The sequence below is a fragment of the Bifidobacterium sp. LH_730 genome, assembly GCF_056355835.1.
Genome location: NZ_JBKETB010000012.1, coordinates 26,847 through 44,567 on the forward strand (window position 1 = coordinate 26,847; position 17,721 = coordinate 44,567).

Annotated in this window: 11 protein-coding genes; 2 read left to right on the forward strand and 9 right to left on the reverse strand. The window is 60.0% G+C overall.

Annotated features, from left to right (window positions below; genetic code table 11):
- Positions 1–174: 174 nt before the first annotated feature.
- The 4 genes from AC1AUD_RS11580 to AC1AUD_RS11595 form a co-directional block, all read right to left on the reverse strand.
- On the reverse strand, positions 175–2,412 hold the full coding sequence (locus tag AC1AUD_RS11580) for an S-layer homology domain-containing protein (protein ID WP_476574533.1): 2,238 nt from the start codon (positions 2,410–2,412) through the stop codon (positions 175–177).
- Between the two features lie 157 nt (positions 2,413–2,569).
- On the reverse strand, positions 2,570–3,208 hold the full coding sequence (locus AC1AUD_RS11585) for a hypothetical protein (RefSeq protein ID WP_476574534.1): 639 nt from the start codon (positions 3,206–3,208) through the stop codon (positions 2,570–2,572).
- Positions 3,209–3,251: 43 nt separating this feature from the next.
- Positions 3,252–3,902: an NUDIX hydrolase gene (locus tag AC1AUD_RS11590; protein WP_476574535.1), complete on the reverse strand. Its 651-nt coding sequence runs from the start codon at positions 3,900–3,902 to the stop codon at positions 3,252–3,254.
- A gap of 41 nt (positions 3,903–3,943) precedes the next feature.
- Positions 3,944–5,569: a hypothetical protein gene (locus tag AC1AUD_RS11595; protein WP_476574536.1), complete on the reverse strand. Its 1,626-nt coding sequence runs from the start codon at positions 5,567–5,569 to the stop codon at positions 3,944–3,946.
- 89 nt (positions 5,570–5,658) lie between these two features.
- Between AC1AUD_RS11595 and AC1AUD_RS11600 the strand changes: the two genes are divergently transcribed.
- Positions 5,659–8,043, forward strand: a complete 2,385-nt coding sequence (locus AC1AUD_RS11600) for a DUF2339 domain-containing protein (RefSeq protein WP_476574537.1) — start codon at positions 5,659–5,661, stop codon at positions 8,041–8,043.
- Positions 8,044–8,046: 3 nt separating this feature from the next.
- A complete protein-coding gene (locus AC1AUD_RS11605) occupies positions 8,047–9,603 on the forward strand; it encodes a hypothetical protein (protein WP_476574538.1) in 1,557 nt (518 codons plus the stop codon).
- Between the two features lie 90 nt (positions 9,604–9,693).
- Here the strand turns inward: AC1AUD_RS11605 and AC1AUD_RS11610 are convergent, their stop codons facing one another.
- The 5 genes from AC1AUD_RS11610 to AC1AUD_RS11630 form a co-directional block, all read right to left on the reverse strand.
- Entirely contained in the window at positions 9,694–11,241 is a 1,548-nt protein-coding gene (locus AC1AUD_RS11610; RefSeq protein ID WP_476574539.1) for an S-layer homology domain-containing protein, read from the reverse strand.
- A 328-nt stretch (positions 11,242–11,569) separates the two neighbouring features.
- A complete protein-coding gene (locus AC1AUD_RS11615; protein ID WP_476574540.1) occupies positions 11,570–12,853 on the reverse strand; it encodes an ABC transporter ATP-binding protein in 1,284 nt (427 codons plus the stop codon).
- Positions 12,853–13,686, reverse strand: coding sequence for an ABC transporter permease (locus tag AC1AUD_RS11620; RefSeq protein WP_476574541.1), 834 nt, complete (start codon positions 13,684–13,686; stop codon positions 12,853–12,855). The genes AC1AUD_RS11615 and AC1AUD_RS11620 overlap by 1 nt, the downstream gene beginning before the upstream one ends.
- Positions 13,687–13,696: 10 nt before the next feature.
- Positions 13,697–15,565 (reverse strand): glycosyltransferase family protein, encoded by a 1,869-nt coding sequence (locus AC1AUD_RS11625; RefSeq protein WP_476574542.1) that lies wholly within the window; start codon positions 15,563–15,565, stop codon positions 13,697–13,699.
- 80 nt (positions 15,566–15,645) lie between these two features.
- Positions 15,646–17,619: a hypothetical protein gene (locus tag AC1AUD_RS11630; RefSeq protein ID WP_476574543.1), complete on the reverse strand. Its 1,974-nt coding sequence runs from the start codon at positions 17,617–17,619 to the stop codon at positions 15,646–15,648.
- Positions 17,620–17,721: the final 102 nt, after the last annotated feature.

Consider the following 17,721-nt stretch of genomic DNA (forward strand, 5'->3'; position numbering starts at 1 on the left):
GATCGGCTGACAGCCGACAGAGGAAGGGCTTCCATCCCGCAAGGGACGGAAGCCCTCTCTGTTAATTCTCTGCTCGACAATCACAACAAGGGAGGTTCCTCCAATCAATTCGATTGGAGGAACCTCCCTCGTTTTTTCGTGTCTACGCTATCTCAGCGAGTGAAGCCTGTCGGCTCACTTGTTGAGGTAGGCGTACATGCGGGCGATGAACGCGGCGCCGTCCTGGCGAAGCAGGGTGGCCGTGCCGGCGAACGTGTTGTTCGGGAAGCCCTGCACGATCGAACCAGCGTAATCGGAGGCATCGAAGCCGTCCTCGTCGTAGTCGATGGACACGACGGTGTTGGCAGCCCACAGGACCTCCTTCTCGTGGTTCGCCGTGCCGGCCGGATCCACGTCAGCGAACTGCTTGGCGGCCTTCGACGCGTCGAACTCCGGGCTGCCGGCCAGGCGGTAGAAGAACGCGGCGGCGTCCTGGCGGTTGACCAGGCTCATGCCGCGGAACGTGCCGTCAGCGAAGCCCTTGACGATGCCCTTGCTCGAGGCCCACAGGATCTCCTTGTAGTGGGGCGTGCTCGCGTCCACGTCGGAGAAGATGTCGTCCGCGGCCGCCGGCGTGTACTCCGGGCTGCCGGCCAGACGGTACAGGAACGCGGCGAAGTCCTGGCGCTTCATCGTGCTCAGCGGACGGAACGTGCCATCGGCGAAACCACCGATGATGTTCTTCTTGGCGAGGAACTCGATGTCGGCCGCGTGCGGGGTCACGTTGGAGCCCAGCACGTTCACATCGTTGAAGTACTTCGAGTTCACCGGCACGAGCTTCGCCTTAAGGGCGGTCAGGGCGTCCACGTAGGTCTTGACGGTTGCGGCCTTGGCGTTCGCGAGCTTCGTCACCTTGTCGACGGGATTGGCGGTGACGGTGGCGCTGTTTGCATCGTAGGTCAGACGAACGGCCTTGGCGGCTTCGTCGGCCTTGTCCAGGTAATCCTTGGTGGCCTGGGCGTCCTGATCGTAGACGTTCGCGTTCTTGACGGTGACGGCGTAGTCGAGCAGCTGCTTGAGCTGGTCCTGCGCGTCGGTCAGCCACAGGGCGGTCAGCGTCAGGTCGGACGTGGCCTTGAGGCCGGAGAAGTCCTTGTCGGTAACGTACAAAGTGGTGCCGGCGGGAGCGGGGGAGGTCACCTGCCATCCCTGGAACACGTAGCCGGCCTTGGCCGGATCCGTGGGCTTGGCCACGGCGGCGCCGTTGGCGACCTGCACGGTCGTCACGGTGGAGCCTGTGTAGTTCGGGTCGAACGTCACAGTCTGCTGAACGTTCGCGAGCTTGAGCAGGCCCTTGAGCGTGACCTCGGAAGCAGCAGCCTGGTCAAGCGCCTCGCCGTTGTACGGCAGCTCCTTCCCGTCGACAGTCCAAGTCCAGCCGTCGAACTCGTACGCGCCGCCGAGCAGGTCGGGCTCGTACTCCGGGGCGGGCGAGCCGTCGGCGACGTAGAAGCTCTTCGTCGTCGGGGACCCGGCGGGATCCTTGAGCTCGAAGCTGACCTTCACGGTCGTGGTGTCCTCGACCTCCGCGTCGTCCTGGTCGGTGGCGGTCAGCACGAGGCCGTCGGCCTTCTCGGGCACGGTGTTGTCCGCGTTGTCCCAGACCGCCGTGCGGTGGCTCTCTGCGGTCGGGGCGTTCGGGTTGTAGACCCACTGCTCGACGGCCTTCTTGCTGCCGCCGGTGATGCGTGCCACGGGCAGGTTGAAGGTGCCGTCCTCGGGGATCTCGATGGTGGTGGCGGCGTCGGCGAGATCAGTGTTGGTGCCGGCGACGAACTTCACGTACTTGGAGGCCTCGGTGTCGACGGTCAGTTTGACGGACACGTCGACCGCGGCGGTGTAGTCGGCGTCCGCGTCGCCGTTCTTGATGCCCTTCACGAGCTTGCCGTCGGTCGGGTCCCCGTCCGTGGGCTTCATCCACTCGGCCAGCTTGTCGCCCGCCGCGAGCTCGACCTTGCGGTCCTTCGCGCCGTCCACGGTGCCGTCCTGGTTCACATCCGCGAACGACAGGGCGCCGGGCTTGTCATAGGACACGGTGACCACGTCGGCCTTCTTCGCCCAGTGCGCGTACAGGGTCGTGTCCGCCACGACCGGCACCGCCGGGTTGAAGCGCACGCCGTCGCCCAGACCGGGCTCCGTGTACCAACCCGTGAACACCCAGCCCGTGGCGGACGGGGTGGCAGAGGCGAAGTTGACGAGCTGATTGCCGCTCATGGTCTGCTCCGTGGGGGCCGTGCCATGGCCCTGCACGTCGAACTTGACCTTCGGGGCCGCGGCGTTCGCGGTTCCCGCGGCCACGCCCATCGTCGCGATCATCGCGAGAGAGGCAAGACCCGCGAGCGGCGCGCGCCATGCATTCTTGTTTCCAGTCATGTTCCTGGAACCTTTCTTCTAGGGACAGAAAACAAGAAGAGAAACACACGACAGCGTGACATGCATGAAGCGCGGAACATGCACGGAAAGTAACCGGAACTAGTTCAGCCTCACGGAAACAGTCTCAGAAACAATTTCAAAGACAGCAATCCCTCTCTCAGCCGCCGTTATCCACTACTTCACTTGTGCGCGGACAGAGCCGTTCATGCCAAAACTGTTTGCCTAATTCAAACGTGCATATCATGACTATTCCGGTTCCCACGATATCCCTCATCACGTTTTCGTGAAGAAGATATCCCGACAACAGCCAAGAGCTCAGCACAATGCCAGCTCCATGAAAAGGAAGCGTTCTTGTGAACCACGACATGTCTCTTCCCCTAGTGACATCTTTGGCTCCGGTCCACAGCACCATAAATTCAATGGCTAGGCAGACGAGCATGACCCCGATGTCACCCCAACTCCATATCTGCGCTGCGGATTCCCCATCCATTCTCGAAAGAATCAAACTCGATAGCAGTAATTCATATAGCCCGCCAAGATAGAACGTAGTTTTTTCAGTGAACGAAATATAGCGGGACGTTCTGTGGACCGGACGGAACACTAAAACAAATGCCGTTCCCACGAGAAGATATCCGATGCCCATATGTATCCGACCGCCGAACCAGAGCACCGCTACTAGAATCAGGGATGCCACAATCAACTCCAGGCATAGGAGAACGAGCGCCATCCCAGTGGGAGCCCTCCTGTGGGAGTCGACATGCCTCGGTTTTCTACTGCGTCTATTCGTCATAACCATGCCGATCTCTCTGAACCACGTGCCGCATGGACAATAGCGACCATCAACAATGCGCCATGAGCACGGCGAACGCTGCAAGCGTGATGCCATCGGTGATTTGGACGCCAGCAATCATCTCACACAGAACATCCTCGGGAATCCAACGCAGGTTAGTCAGTTCCCAATCCTCAGCACGGCCAATATGAATATCATCCGGCACGTCGATCACGGCCACGGCGGTTGCGTCGCGCAGCACACCGGTGTCGGCGTGGATGGTTTGCAATATGCGCACCCGGTCCTCGCCGACTTCCATGCCGGTTTCCTCACGAAACTCACGTACCGCGGTCCCCTCGGTCGTCTCACCGGTCTCGCCCATGCCCCGAGGGAATTCCCAGCCCCATTCGCCGGTAGAGACACGCCAGTGACGGGCTAGCAAGATTTTCCGCGCCACATGTTCACTCGAAACCACGCTCCTTGGATCGGCTTCGCCATCACGCACCGCCACGCACACCACGCCGGGCTTTCCGTCCTTGACGGAAGTGACATGCAATGTCAACGGCTCACCAGTTTCCCGCACAGTCGCATCAATGGCGGTAACCGTGTAGTCCGCGCCGCCTTGCTCGCGAAAGACCTGGCGCTCGCCGTGCACTTCAAGCGGCGGCTGCGGGTCCGTCACATCGGTTTCGCACAAGCCTATGCTCTCTTTGCTCTCCATAGCGCTCCTCATCGTTTCCCCGGCAATCCTCACAAGTCCCATCATCCCAGATAGACCACGGTCTTCGCGGATGTGCGCACGCCCCATAGCCAGCCAATTACATCGATGATATTGGGAACGATGGCGATGATCCACGCGGCCAACACAATAAGCCATATTGGCGCGTTGCCGTTAAGCCATACGTTATCGCTCAACGCCGAAATCAATGCCAATACACCCGCGACCAGAGCGCCCCACATCATGTTCTTCCCGTCATCAGCAAGACTGCGTTCCTCCGCGGCCTGTTGCACGGCATAGGCGACGTTGCGCGTGCTGACACGCTGTTCATGACGCGGCGTCTCCGGTGTGCAAGCACGCCATTTGGCAATGGCAGAGCGGCTTTCGTAGCAGAACGTGGAGAAACGGTTGAAGGGCATGGCGCCGAGGGCATCGGTGATCGCGCCATCCAATACCAGCGACGAGCCGGTGGATTTCGCTTCCCGACCGATTATCTGCTCGAAGGAGTTCTCCGGTGCCGACACGGCGATGAGATACGCGCCAAGATGACTGGCCAAGGCACGCTGGTATACGAATTGGTACCAGTCGCGCAATAGTCTCCGCGTCAACGGGCGCTTATTATGTTCGTTGACATCGTTCCCAACGTCACCGCCGTCGCTCCCGTTTGAATCCATTCCGGCGGGCAGGTTGGTCCGGTCAATACACATGAACGCATCGGAACGTTTGGGCATATTCGAGATGGCTGTCAGCGCCCGTGCGAAACATTCCTCCGGGGCGGCGTTCTCATCGTTGACAGTGGAAGATTCCTTCAGCTTCTCGTCGTCCGGCAACTTGTAATGTCGGCGCATCGTCGTCAGGCATCGGTCAGCATGCTCGCGGAAGTACGTTCCGAATCCTTTACTTGCCGTGCGGGCAATCACCTCGGGGTCGTTCTGGTTCTCATACAGCACCAGTCCTTGGCGTTCCGCATCAATCCATTCCTGCCATCGCTGTGCCAGGAACCGATGCCATGTTCCGGCGTCATGCTCCGGATGCAACGCCTGCGCATAGGCTTCTGCGATGACCTGCGTCATGCCGGTTCCACGGGTTTTGGCCTGCGCCAGTCTTGCATCCAATTCGTCATAGAATTTACGGTCGAATCCAAGGGCTTCGGCACGAGTGACCGTATGTCCGAATACGCAGTATTCCAGCGGCCGCAGGGTATGCTGCGAATCCTCACCAGCGCATCCCAGATCCGTGGGCCGTATGGATGGATCGGCATCCTTCGCAGCCTTGCGTACCTCTCCGACTGTCGAGATGGTGAACGCGACCAGACACTCTTCCAGAGTCTCGTGCCGCCCGGAGATGACGATGGCTGGACCATCTTTGTAAGACTTGCCGAGGATGCCGTTGACCGTCGTCGGCCCGAGTGCCACGAAAAACAGCCCGTCGAACAGCTGCGCGTCCGTGAGCATGATTCTGGGGCAATACATGTAGGCGGTGCGAATGATGCCGGCGAAATATGTCGCGATCGAGGTGCGCTCGTTGAGCAGCCGCTCACAGGGGCGTTTCGCGCCGTTGCGCAGCCACAACCGTTCCAATGCGGGCGCGTCAGGGATCCCCTCCTGACACGAAGTGAGTTGCTCCCACGCGCGTTTCTGTTCGGTGGAATCGAAATTCGTGATCATCATCGCATACGGATGTCGGCCCATGGCTCCCAGTCTAACCAATCCCTTGCGCTGTGTAAGGTGGACGACAGCGTGATGGAAAGGATTTTGGCGTGACGGTTGGCATCGTGGGTGACGGAGACAAAGCCATATCGGAGGAGCACAAGGACTCCCCGTCATACCCCCACCCGTCCGGAGCGGCCACCTCGCAGGCGGAACCCAGCAAACGCATCCCCTCCGCTGCAGTCGGCGCACTGGTGTTCGTCATTGCCGCTGCCATCGCTTTCGGCTTCACCTTCCTCAAATACCGATACGATCCGAGCACTGTGCTGCGCGATGACGGCATCAATGAGTTCACGCCGTATCTGATCGAACGAGGTCGGCTCATTGCGCAGGGCGATTGGTCGGTGCTGACGACGAACAGTCTGTCAGGCGGCAATCTGTTGGTGGATTTCGGCCGTTCCATATTCCACCCAATCATCGTGGCACTCACCTTGGTCGCTACGGTCATCCATGAGCCACTTAAGCTGGCGATGCTGTTCGGCGCTTTGGAAATGCTTAGCCTGATGACCGGCGGCTACCTGCTCGGCCGCACCGTACGGCTGAAGCATCTCAGCGCGATGCTGTTGGGCATGACATTGGCCTTCCTGCCGTTGAATGTCGCATTGTTCACCGCCGATCATTGGAATACAGGTCTGGGCCTGTCGTCGTTCGTTTGGGCGCTTGCCTTAGCGATCCGCGCCTTCCAATCTCCGCGCGCGTTGCGATTATTCGCCTTGTCCGCCGCCTCGTGGGTGGTGTTCGCCACGGGCTGGCCCTTCGTGTATGTGGTGTTGGCGCTGTCACTGATTGCGCTGGCCGTGGCATGGTGCCGTCCCTTTGCCCGGAATACGGGGTTGCCGCGCCGTTTGCTGGACACCGCTCGCATCGCCTTCGCAGTCGTGCTGGCTTTCATCGCTGCGCTGCCGGTGTTCTCGGAATACGCGTATCTCATGCCGCAGCTGGCCCGCAACAGCACCGGCGTCGGCAATGCCGACAATTTCGGCGTGCCATCGTTGGGCCAGGTGCTGTCAGTCGGCAATCCGGTGGGCGGTGACTGGTGGAACACCTTCTGGGGATATGTCTACTGGGGCATCCCGATTGGTTTCGTCACGATGTTGGTGTGGGCCCTGTTTTTCAAACGTTTCGACCGGTTCCGTCTGGCCTCGCCTGAGATCACCGCAACGGCTGCGATGACGGTGCTGATGCTGGCGGCCACGCAGTTGCCGACCTATATGGGGCCGCTGCGCTGGACCTTCCGTTATGTGGGCTATCTGGCCGTGTTCGCGGCACTGCTGATATTCATGCTCATCGATCGTTTGGAATGGCGGTTCTCTTCGACGCGGGCGAAGGCAGCCGCCCTCGCGCTGTGCGTGGGGCTGGTGATACTTGCTTCGCGTATTCCCATGCCAACCAACGACAAGATGCATGCACTCGTGCTTCCGCTGGCAACGCTTGCCGTGTTGATCGCCGCCCTGTGGCTGTTGCGGTCGCGCCGCACCACGGCGGCAGTGCTCTGTCTGGTGCTAGGAGGCACCGCGCTGTCTTCGTTCACCGCGGTGACTTCCAAGGAAAGCTTCGTGCAAACGCTGAACATGCCGGCGGCCTCCACATTGGATGCGTATGCCGATGAACTTGCCCAAGGATATGTGCTCACCGTCGAATCCGATCTGCCGCGTGGCGGCACTGCCAATCTGTTTGAGAATTTCAATTACGGCACGCGGTATCTGCTGTTCGGACAGCGTGTGATCAACGGTTACGATCCGGTGGTGCAGCAGGCATATCAAAACAGTCTCAAGCCAACCACCTCGCAGGGCAATCTGCCGAATGATGCCGTGGCGCATCTGTCACAGCCGGTCGACAACGCGTCCGGAAACGCCGGCGAGACAATCTGTCGTTTCGACCAATACGGCATCCGTTCCGTCCTTCTGCAATCCAGCGGCGGCACCCCGACGGCCGATGCACTTACGACCTGTGGCTTCGAACGAGTCGATGGCAACGACGCGGAATCGTTGTATGCGCGCCGTGGCCTATCGGCGCTTGTGGGCACGGCCACGCTCGCCGACACAGGGCTGTCCTTCAGCGCGGACGAGCTGGTGTCGCAGCAACAGGAGCATCTGCAAGTAGAGAATGCCAACGATGCACCGGCGACATTGCATTTCGCGCGCATGCATTGGCCAGGCTACACAGCCACACTCAACGGCCGTCCGCTTGAGGTCAAAGCCTCTTCGGATGGCGTGCTGGTCGATGTCGAGATTCCGGCAGACGCATCGGGCACACTGGAATTGCGCTATGCGCCGGTCACATGGCGTTTCGTCGTGCCGGCCGCGATAACAGCGGCTGGATTGCTGGTGACATATACGATTGCTGGCCTGTTCATCGAGCGCCGTCATCGCCATCGCGACAGCGATTCTGCACGCACCTGGAACGGTCCTGTCGTCCACTCCAGGGGACGGTGATTCATGCCTGCCATCGTCCTTCGCTCCACCATGGTTATCCGCACCGTCCTCACCGCGCGCACCTTCGGGCCGCGTCAACACCTGACCACGGTCTTTCTGTCCGTCATCCTGGCGATCTACACACTGGGCGAGGTGTTTCTGGCGTTCCGGCACGAACCTTGGCGTGATGAATCACAGGCATGGCTGATCGCACGCGATGCCTCTTTGCCGGATCTGTTCGGCCATGTGCTCGCCGACGAAGGGCATCCGGCGCTGTGGTATCTGCTGTTGATGCCCTTCGCCAAACTCGGTGCTCCATATCAGACCATGACAGCGGTATCGCTGACGGTGACGCTTATCGCGATGATCGCGCTATTCATCGCCGACATCCCGCTATGGGTCAAGTCACTGGTGCCGTTCACGCCGTTGACCGTCTACTATCTGCCGGTGCTGTCGCGCTCCTATTGCCTGGTGGCGCTTGTCTGCGCGCTGATTATCGCCTGCTATCCCAACCGGCTTCGCCACCCGTGGGTATTCGCGTCCCTGCTTGCGTTGCCGTTCCAAATCCATGTGTGGATGTTCGGCTTTGCCGGGATGCTGTTCTTGCTATTTGCCTGGGATCTTCGCCGCGCCCGTCGTCCATTGTGGCCGCTGCTGGTGCCACTTGGCAGCATGGTTGCGGCTGTTTGCGAGCTGTTGCCGAGGCGAGGCGGTGACGCATATGTGCAGCTGCATGCCCCGGGAACCGCGCTCGTGACTTTCGGTTTGGCCTTCGCGCTGGCGATGGTTTGCGCATGGCTTGCCGGCTGGCGGTGCGGGCTCATGGCCTGCGCCACCTACGGCTGGGTGCTGCTGGTGCTTAACCTGCTCTATCCGCATTACGCTCCGCAGAAGATGGCTGCTTTTCTCTGGATGATGCTCGCTGTGGCGTTGTTGGGCGAACGTGACGGCATCGAACGGCGTTCCCTCAACATTGGCGCGCATACCAAAAGCAACGCAGGTAGTCGCCGTCCCTCGCTCCGCACGGCGATCTGCCTGATATTGACACTTGTATTGGCGGTGCCGATGACGCAACGCCTAGTCTCGACATGGTATTGGGTCCCCATCATCGCTGACAGCAGGAGCGCTGTATCCCTCGGTGCTTCTCTTGCGACTGAAATCGGCAAGGCTCGCAACAATCTTCCGAATGCCGCGCTGGTGCCCGTTCCCGACAGCGCCAGCATTTACGCGGCGAGTAACGCACTGCCATATCTGGATCGAGACGTCAGACTATGGAACGCGATGACCCACCGTGACATGACCTACGCGACCGATGATTTCCGGGTGGCGCTGCATAACGAGGTGCGCTCCACGGATAATCTAGTCGCCCGTACGGTGGATGCCATCGGGGAATCAGGCGCACAACAGGCCATTGTCATCGGCTGCGGCGCCTATGGCGAAACCGCGGTTGAAGACCAGTTCGCTGTCGACCGCAGTTTCCGCCATATCGGCGCGGTCTCTTCTCCAAACGCGACCCAAGATCAGACGCGCATCTATGCTCCGGGTTTCCGGTGTGATATCTATCTGAGCACAATCCGTTGAGTGCAGTTCGTTGTCATGTAATAAAATGGCGGATCCAGATAATCCGGATCCGCCATTTTATTATTTGATAGCCGCGTCAGGCTTTCTCACTCACTTGTAGATCGCGGGAATGTCCACGCGCCCATCAAGACGGTTGAGGAACGCGGCGGCGTCCTGGCGCTTGATCTGCTGGGTGCCACGGAACGTGTTGTCGCCGAAGCCGCCGACGATACCGTTGGAGGCAGCCCAGAGAATTTCCTTGGAGTGGTTGGCGTTGTCGCCGGCCTTCACGTCCGTGAAGGTCTTGGTGGCCTTCGCCTCGTCGAACTCCGGATTGCCGGCCAGACGATACAGGAACGCGGCGGCGTCCTGGCGCTTGATCTGCTGGGTGCCGCGGAAGGTGTTGTCCCCGAAGCCACCGACAATACCCTTGGAAGCAGCCCACAGCACGGCCTTGGAGTGGTTGGCGTTGTCGCCGGCCTTCACGTCCGTGAAGGTCTTGGTGGCCTTCGCCTCGTCGAACTCCGGGCTGCCGGCCAAGCGGTACAGGAACGCGACGAAGTCCTGACGCTTGATCTGCTCAAGACCGCGGAAGGACTTGGTGCCGTCAGCGTTGTTGAAGCCACCGATGACGCCCTTCTTGGCCAAAGCCAGCACATCGTCGGCATGGTTGGCGTTGTCGCCCTCCGTCACATCGGTGAACAGCGGCGCGGTGACGGACACAGACTTCCAGCCCTGCACGGCACCGGTTTCGTCGGTCAGCACGATCTTGTGGTCGCCGCCGGCGATGGCGGGGATATAGGCATCGACGTAGTACCTGCCGGCATCGTCCTTCTGCACCGCAAGCAGCGGGGAGCCAGACTTATCGGTCAGTGCACGCGGGGAGGAATAGATATAGCCATTCCAGAAGCAGTCCTCGCCGGCATCGACCTTGGCCTTGCACTCAGCCTTGAGATCGTCGATATAGGCGCGGTAAACGCTCTTGGAAGCTGCCGTGTCATTGCCACCGATGTTTCCCTTGTTCGCATCGGTCAGATCCCCCTCACTGGGAGCTGTGGGCTCGGCGGTAGTGGTGAAACCATTCACCGGGACGGCGTGGTCTTCGAAGAAGGTCGAGCTGCCGTCCTTGAACGTCAGCTTGACACCTGCGAAGGTCTGTAGCAGATTCACCGGCGTAGGGGTGTTGAAGGGAAGGCTCTGGGCCTTGAACAGTCCGTTGGCTCCATAGTTCAGAGGATAGGTATTGCCCGTGTTATTGCCATACGTGGTGCTCGGCGTCAGGCCGATGACGGTCGTGTCGAAGGTGCCGGTGGCCGACCCATCCCACAGGTTAGTGTAATACCGGTAGAAGGACTGGTAAGTGCCAGTGGCATAGGACGTATAGACTCCGTTCTCATCGGAGACCCCGAATGGCTCGGACGCGGTATGAATGCCATAGATGCGCTCGTATGCGCTCGGGTCCAGATCCTCGTCATCCGTGCCCGTGCAGTCCATATCGTAGGGTGCGGTGCCAAAGGGAGGAACTTCGCCGGTCCTGGTCAGGCTGATGATACGCTGCACATCAACGATGACGCAGACACCTGAAATCTGGTCCAAGACTTCGGGCTTAATCGAATAGTCGAACGACACGCCCACGCTATGCGCACCGACATCGCTCACACGTGCGTTGCTGACGCTGATAGCGTCATAATGATCGCTCGCAGTGGCGGCGTTCGCGACACTCGCCCCCGAGAACAGCATAGCGGCTGCGGCAACCGCGCCTGCAACCATGCTGATGACATGTTTCTTCATGCCCATCCTCCTGATTTCTCTCGTAGGAGGACCGCACGAATATGCGGAAGACGCCCCCTATCGGCGGTAATTATATATCGGGGGGGGGGGGATTGTATCTGATATTCACTGTAATTCGAGAATAAATAGCCGATAAGATGGGGCAATTGTATACAGCATGCCCCACCCTATTCAGGTCGTGGCCTGATACGGCCGATTATTCCTCGACTTGAGTCAGGTGCATGGCGCGGTCTGAGAGCAACGCGTAGTTCTTCGTGTTCTCCGGGTCGCGGATGGCAAATTCGCAGGCGTTGTCGTCCAACGCCACGGCCACGGCATCGGTGATCTCGTCGTTGTTCGGATTCGGCACGCGTAGTGAGGTGAGCAGACGGAACTCGCCGTTGTTGAACAGATCAAGCGGCAGTTCGAAGCGCACTTTCTGATGTCCGTGGCGTTTCATACGGAAGGTCTTGGAACCAGTGTCATAGGGAATGCCACCGCGGCGCAGGTCATGCACGGCAACCGCCAGATAAAACTCGGTGTCTTCGTCAAACTGGTATTCGACATCGAAGACGAAGGGCTTGTCGAGCGTACACACCGGCGAGGAGACCGGAATCGTCCGCAGCAACGGACAACGGGCGTTGAGGCCGTTGGGATATTTCTTCTCCTCGTGCCCGTCTTTGCGCTTCGCCGCCTCGCGCTCGCGGTCCTGCTCCTGCGCCTTCTTCTCGGCGGCGAGGTTGTCGAGCGTGTATTGCTCGGCCACGGTGCCGCTGTCGCCTTCCACGGCGATCTCGCCGTCGCGGATAAGGATGGCACGGTTGCAGTATTTCTTCACCGAGGCCATGTCGTGCGTGACCAGAATCACCGTCTTGCTCGGATCCTCGCGCACCTGCGAGAAATAGGTGTCGCATTTGCGCTGGAATGCCTCGTCGCCGACGGCCAGCACCTCGTCAAGCACCAAGATATCGCCTTGTGCCTTGATGGCCACGGAGAAAGCGAGACGCACCTGCATGCCCGAGGAGTAGTTCTTGAGCTTCTGGTCCATGAACTCGCCCAGTTCGGCGAACTCGACGATGTCGTCATACATCTCATCGACCTGCTCGTGGGTGAATCCCAGCAGCGAACCGTTGAGATAGACGTTCTCGCGGCCGGTCAGCTCGGGATTGAAGCCCACACCCAGCTCAATGAAGGGCACCAGCTTGCCCTCCACATCGATCGAACCGCGGTCAGGCACGTAGATCTGCGAAATGAGCTTGAGCAGCGTGGATTTGCCGCCGCCGTTGCGCCCGACGATGCCGAAGAACTCGCCTTGATGGACTTTGAAGCTCACATCCTTGAGGACCTTCTGTTCCTTGTATCCCTTGATGCCCTTGGTCCAGTTGATGAAGGCCTGCTTCAGCCCCGTGGCCTGCTCGGTGGGCAGTTTGAAGGATTTGGCGACATGGTCCACCGCCAGCACGACGGGAGCGTTGTCATAGCTGTTCGTCTTCTCGTTCATCACATGACCTCCGCGAACTTGCGGCTGTTGCGCCGGAACAAGGTCACGCCAAGCACGAGGATGATGACGGTGAGCGCCAGAGGCACGATTTTGGGCGCGACCCCGCCGAACTGGTTCCAGACCGTCGGCTGCGTGGCCGGGGCGATGAGGTTATGCCGGATATCCTGGATGGTCTGGGCGATCGGATTGAGCAACTCCAGACGCGCCAGCGAGGCATAGGGCTCGCCTCGGTCGATGACATAGCTCAACGGATAGATAATCGGCATCGCATAGAAGATAAGCTGGGAGAGCACATCCCAGATATGCGCGATGTCCCGGAAATAGACATACATTGTCGCGAACAGCAACGTCGTGCCCAAGGCAAGCACATAGAGCTGGATGATGCTCAACGGCACCAACGCCACGCGCCAAGTGAACTCGACATGCGCGAACAACGCGAACACCAGCACGACTAGCAGATTGATCGCATAGCTGATCATCGAGCCGACCGTGGCGGAGACGACCACGATGGCATTCGGGAAGTGAATCTTGCGCAGCAGATCGCCGCGGTCCACCACCGAGCGCAGACCGATGGTCGTGGCCTCCTGGAAGAACTGCCAGGAGCAGATGCCGAGCAGCAGCACCACCGGATAGGTGGGTGTGCCGTCGGACATGCGCAGGAACTTGCCGAAGACGACGTACATCACGCAGAACATCATCAACGGTTTCAACACCGACCAAGCCACGCCCAGGAAGGAGCCTTGGTAGCGCAGCTTGAAATCGGTTTTGACCAGTCCGCGCAGCACGACGAGCGCATAGCTATAGTGCTGCTTGAGCCGTTCGAAAAAAGTCATCGTCAGACCTTTATTCCATCCCCAGATAGTTCTTCCAATACTCGACCGAGGTGAGGGTCGCGCGGGCAGCGGCATATTCCTTGCGCAGACGCTCGATATGGTTCTTGTAATACCTGAGGTCCTTCTTATAGCGCGCGATGATCCGCTCGTAGCGCTTGACGTCCTTCGTGCGAATCGCGCCCTTGGAGTTGTACCAATCGATGACGATGAGCTTGTTCTTGCCGCGGATGACGCCGGCGGGATAGGCCCAGCCGACAAGCGGAATCACAGCGTACCCCTTGCCCTGGCTCTTGACGAGGCGCTGGCCGTTGTTCGTCAGATAGTCGTCGAGGCGCTGCACCAGTGTGCGCTGCTTGTCGCCGTCGATGAGCTGGCGGTCCACGTTGCGCAGATCGAAGCCGGCGAGTTCGGGATCGGCGTCGGCCATGCGTTGCAATTCATCGAATCCGACCAACTGTTCCTTGTTGCGGTTGGCATCCATGAAACGCTGCTCGGCGACCGGCTGGGCGATGAACTTCGGCCCCTTGAGGAAGTCCTCGAAGGCGTCGAGGCACAGCTCGGCGTTCTCGTAGCCGAATTTCTTGAGCTCGAGACGGATGTTGTTGTGCAGTTCCTTCATGAAGTCCGACTTGGGTGCCATGCCGCAGGTCGCCTGCGCGATCATGGTGTTGCGTGTGGTCTGGTAACGTTCCACGGCGGCGTTGTAGCGCTCATGGAACGACATATGCCAAATGCACAGGCTGTTCATCGTGATGAAGGTCGGATTGCAGCGGATGCCGTATTCGGCGTCATCGCAGCGCACGAACACCGGCAGCGGCAGTCCGTTGCGCTTGATCGCGGAGATCGGGATGCAGCAATACCACCATGCGGCGTACATCTGTCCGCCCATGTCGGCGGTCGGCTTGAACTCCTCATTGTAAATGAGGTCGACGTATTGCGTCATACGCAGCGGCGGCTTGATCGGGGCGAAGGTGCCCTCGGGGGTCATGTGACCCATGTCCTCCCACTGGTCCTCGCCGATCTCATAGTTGAGCATGGCGCCGGAGATGAAGGCCTCGGCGTATTCGTCCTTAAGGATGCGCAGCAGGTTGTAGGTGCGCTTGATGCTTTCCGGGGAGACGGCCACGTCGTCGTCCATGAGCAGAATATGCGTGGCGACGGGCGTCTGCTCCATCGCGGTGATCATGCCGCGTGTGAAGCCGCCGGCGCCGCCGACGTTCTGGTTCGGAGTGACGGTGATGCGATCCGAGCTCAGTGCCTCGGCGTCGAGGGTGCGTCCGTTGTCAATCACATACATGTGGAAGTGGCCGGCGATGACATCATCGGATTCGACGATGGCGGAACGCACCAGCTCAATGTTGCGCTGGATGAACGCTTCCTTCTTGAAGGTGGTGGTGGCCAGCGCCAGTTCGATGTCACGCGGCTCGGACGCCAGTTCGAGCGAATAATAGCCGTTGCGGATGGCGACGCGCCCCTCGGTTTCGATGACAAAGCCGACAAGCACGTCAAGGTCAGTGACCTCGAGCTCCAGATCCACGCTCTGCCAGTCCTCGGAGGCATCAGTCGCGGCATGCACGGTTTCGACCCGCTCCGGATGGGTGGAGAAGGATCCACCGCGAGTCTGCGTCACTGCGCAGGCCGCTCCCTTGAGCTCCAGATGTAGGAAGAAACGGGTGGCTGTGGTGTATCGGCGTAGCTTGGCCACCGACAGACCATTGAAATACGTGCTGAAATCATAGGTGCCCTGATCCAGCATCCACCATTCGTCACGGTCTCCATCATGGACAAGCGGGGCGTCGGACACGCAGTAGAGGGAGGGATAGCTCAGCGAGCGGGGGTTCGTTTCCATCAAGATGTTGGCGAACTTGAACTGCGTCATATGTACCTCTGGTTACCTTCGGTTAGGTCGGGACATCTCAAAAACATCCGCAAGTATATGTCACGACGATGATAACGGGCTTATTCCCCGCGCATCGCCTCGGCCAGATATTCACGCCAGAACTCCACCGATGTCATCGAAGCACGTGCCTGGTGATAGCGGGCGGGCAACGCCTTGTCTTGGCGTAGACGCGCAATCTGTGCATGGAAACGTGAACGCAGACTCGCCTCGCGCCGTGCGTCATATGTGCGGATCGCGCCCTTGGTGCCGGCGGGATTGACAGCCAACACTCGGCGGCGGTTATGCATCACCCGCCAAGGCGTGCAGTTGCCGTCCACCGGGATGATGCCGAGGGAATCGTCCCACGCCCTAGGAGAGGTCGTCGCAGGCAGCGGAGCGCGGCCTGCTATGCGGAGCAGCTTGTTGGTTACGCGGCGGGCGAAGGAGGGCGTGGGCGCTGCCGGATCCGGAGGCACGTTGGTGTCGTTGGCGGAGTCCTCGAGCACACGAAGATTCACGTGGTCCGGGGCGCCGTCCAGCTCCTTGAGAGGTGTAAGAGGCTCGTTCTTCCTGAGTTCATGCTGCAGCATCGCCTCGCCGACCGGATGACGGTAGTGGTCGGGCCCCTTGAAATAGTCATCGATACCGTCGCACATCTGTTCCATCGAGCGATAGTCGAGACGCCGGGCATGGTTGTCGAACAGACCGTTCAGATATCCGATGAGGGCTTCGGTGCTGTTCATTGGATCGGGGGTGAAGGCCTGCTGAATGAGCAAGTTGCGCACTGATAGGTAGACCTCCACGGCCGGATTCCATCGCAAATCGAAGGTGTCATGCCACACGCACACGCCGTTAAGCGTCATGAATCGCAACGTCTCACGTTCCTGGATACGGGTGGCGTATTCCACGTCATCACGGCGGTAGAACAATGGAATCGGCAGTCCGGTGCGGCGCACGGTGCTGACGGGCACACACGAATACCACCATGCTGAATACACACCCTGCTGGCCGGTGGCAGGTTGCAGCTGTTCGTTGAGCGTGATGTCGTATTCGCGGTCGAGCAGCAGACGCGGCTTGAGCGGGTTGAGGTATCGCCCGGGCTGGATGACGCCAAGGTCCTCCTGCTGCAATTCGAAGTTCGCATTCGACAGCATCGCGCCGGCCACAATGGCCTGTTCGTATTCGCCGGAGGCGTGCGCCAGCAGCTGCACGGTGCGCTTATAAGATTCCGGGCACACGGTCACGTCGTCGTCCATCATGAGCACATGCGTGGCCCAGCCTTCGTCGAGCGCGTGCAGCATGCCGGCGGCGAAACCGCCGGCGCCGCCGACATTGCCGTTGGGGATCAGCGTCACCGCAGGGTCGTTTCCAGTGACGGAGGGATCCAGGGTGCGCCCGTTGTCCACGACTGTCAGGCGGAAGTGGGGCGCCCATTCGGGGTCGTCGAGCAGCGTGGTGCGCAAGGCGTTGATATTGCCGGTCACCTGTGCTTCCTTGCGGAAAGTCGTGGTGATGATTTCGATGCGCACATCGCGTCCCTCGGGCAGATCGGCGGCATATCGCACGTTGCGAATTGTCGTCGGTTTGTCGCCCGCGAGCGCCGTGAATGCGACGACCTCGGCATCCAGCCCATTTGGATAGGCGATCTCATAGCGCAGCCATCCATCGTCGGCGCGTTCGGATGGTTCTTTTTCAACGTGCGCAATCGCTCGTTTTTCGACGCGATGGTATTGCATCTGCGTCAGCGTGACGTCGACCGGCTCGCTGGATTCGAAACACAACATGGGCGTTAGATCGGCCCGTCCGGTGTATTGCCGCCATTTGTTCAGTGAAAAGGAGCCGAAATACGTCATGAAGTCGGCGTATCCGTGCGCGCCGATGGTGATTTGCCCCCGGTCGGACGACAGTCCGCTGAAATACGGGGAACGTACATAGAGTGGGCCAATGGCGCAGCTTGCCGTCGTGGTTTCCAGCACCGATCGCGTCAGGTCAACGAGCACTTCCTCTTCCTCCGTATCCGCATGCTTCGCGGCGCATCGCGTCGGGCGCGCCATGGCGCGCAAACGCGCCTGTTTATAATGAAGTCCATCATCGTCTGTGCGGCCGACAGCAACGGGTCGCCGGAACGCCGCAGGAGACAAGGTTGGAAGACTCGG

What these genes read in the sequence shown, in the direction of transcription:
- AC1AUD_RS11590 (WP_476574535.1), bottom strand. Translation starts at nt 3,902, where the DNA reads ATGGAGAGCAAAGAGAGCATAGGCTTGTGCGAAACCGATGTGACGGAC.
- AC1AUD_RS11630 (WP_476574543.1), bottom strand. Translation starts at nt 17,619, where the DNA reads ATGGCGCGCCCGACGCGATGCGCCGCGAAGCATGCGGATACGGAGGAA.
- AC1AUD_RS11580 (WP_476574533.1), bottom strand. Translation starts at nt 2,412, where the DNA reads ATGACTGGAAACAAGAATGCATGGCGCGCGCCGCTCGCGGGTCTTGCC.
- AC1AUD_RS11595 (WP_476574536.1), bottom strand. Translation starts at nt 5,569, where the DNA reads ATGATGATCACGAATTTCGATTCCACCGAACAGAAACGCGCGTGGGAG.
- AC1AUD_RS11625 (WP_476574542.1), bottom strand. Translation starts at nt 15,565, where the DNA reads ATGACGCAGTTCAAGTTCGCCAACATCTTGATGGAAACGAACCCCCGC.
- AC1AUD_RS11615 (WP_476574540.1), bottom strand. Translation starts at nt 12,853, where the DNA reads ATGAACGAGAAGACGAACAGCTATGACAACGCTCCCGTCGTGCTGGCG.
- AC1AUD_RS11585 (WP_476574534.1), bottom strand. Translation starts at nt 3,208, where the DNA reads ATGGTTATGACGAATAGACGCAGTAGAAAACCGAGGCATGTCGACTCC.
- AC1AUD_RS11605 (WP_476574538.1), top strand. Translation starts at nt 8,047, where the DNA reads ATGCCTGCCATCGTCCTTCGCTCCACCATGGTTATCCGCACCGTCCTC.
- AC1AUD_RS11620 (WP_476574541.1), bottom strand. Translation starts at nt 13,686, where the DNA reads ATGACTTTTTTCGAACGGCTCAAGCAGCACTATAGCTATGCGCTCGTC.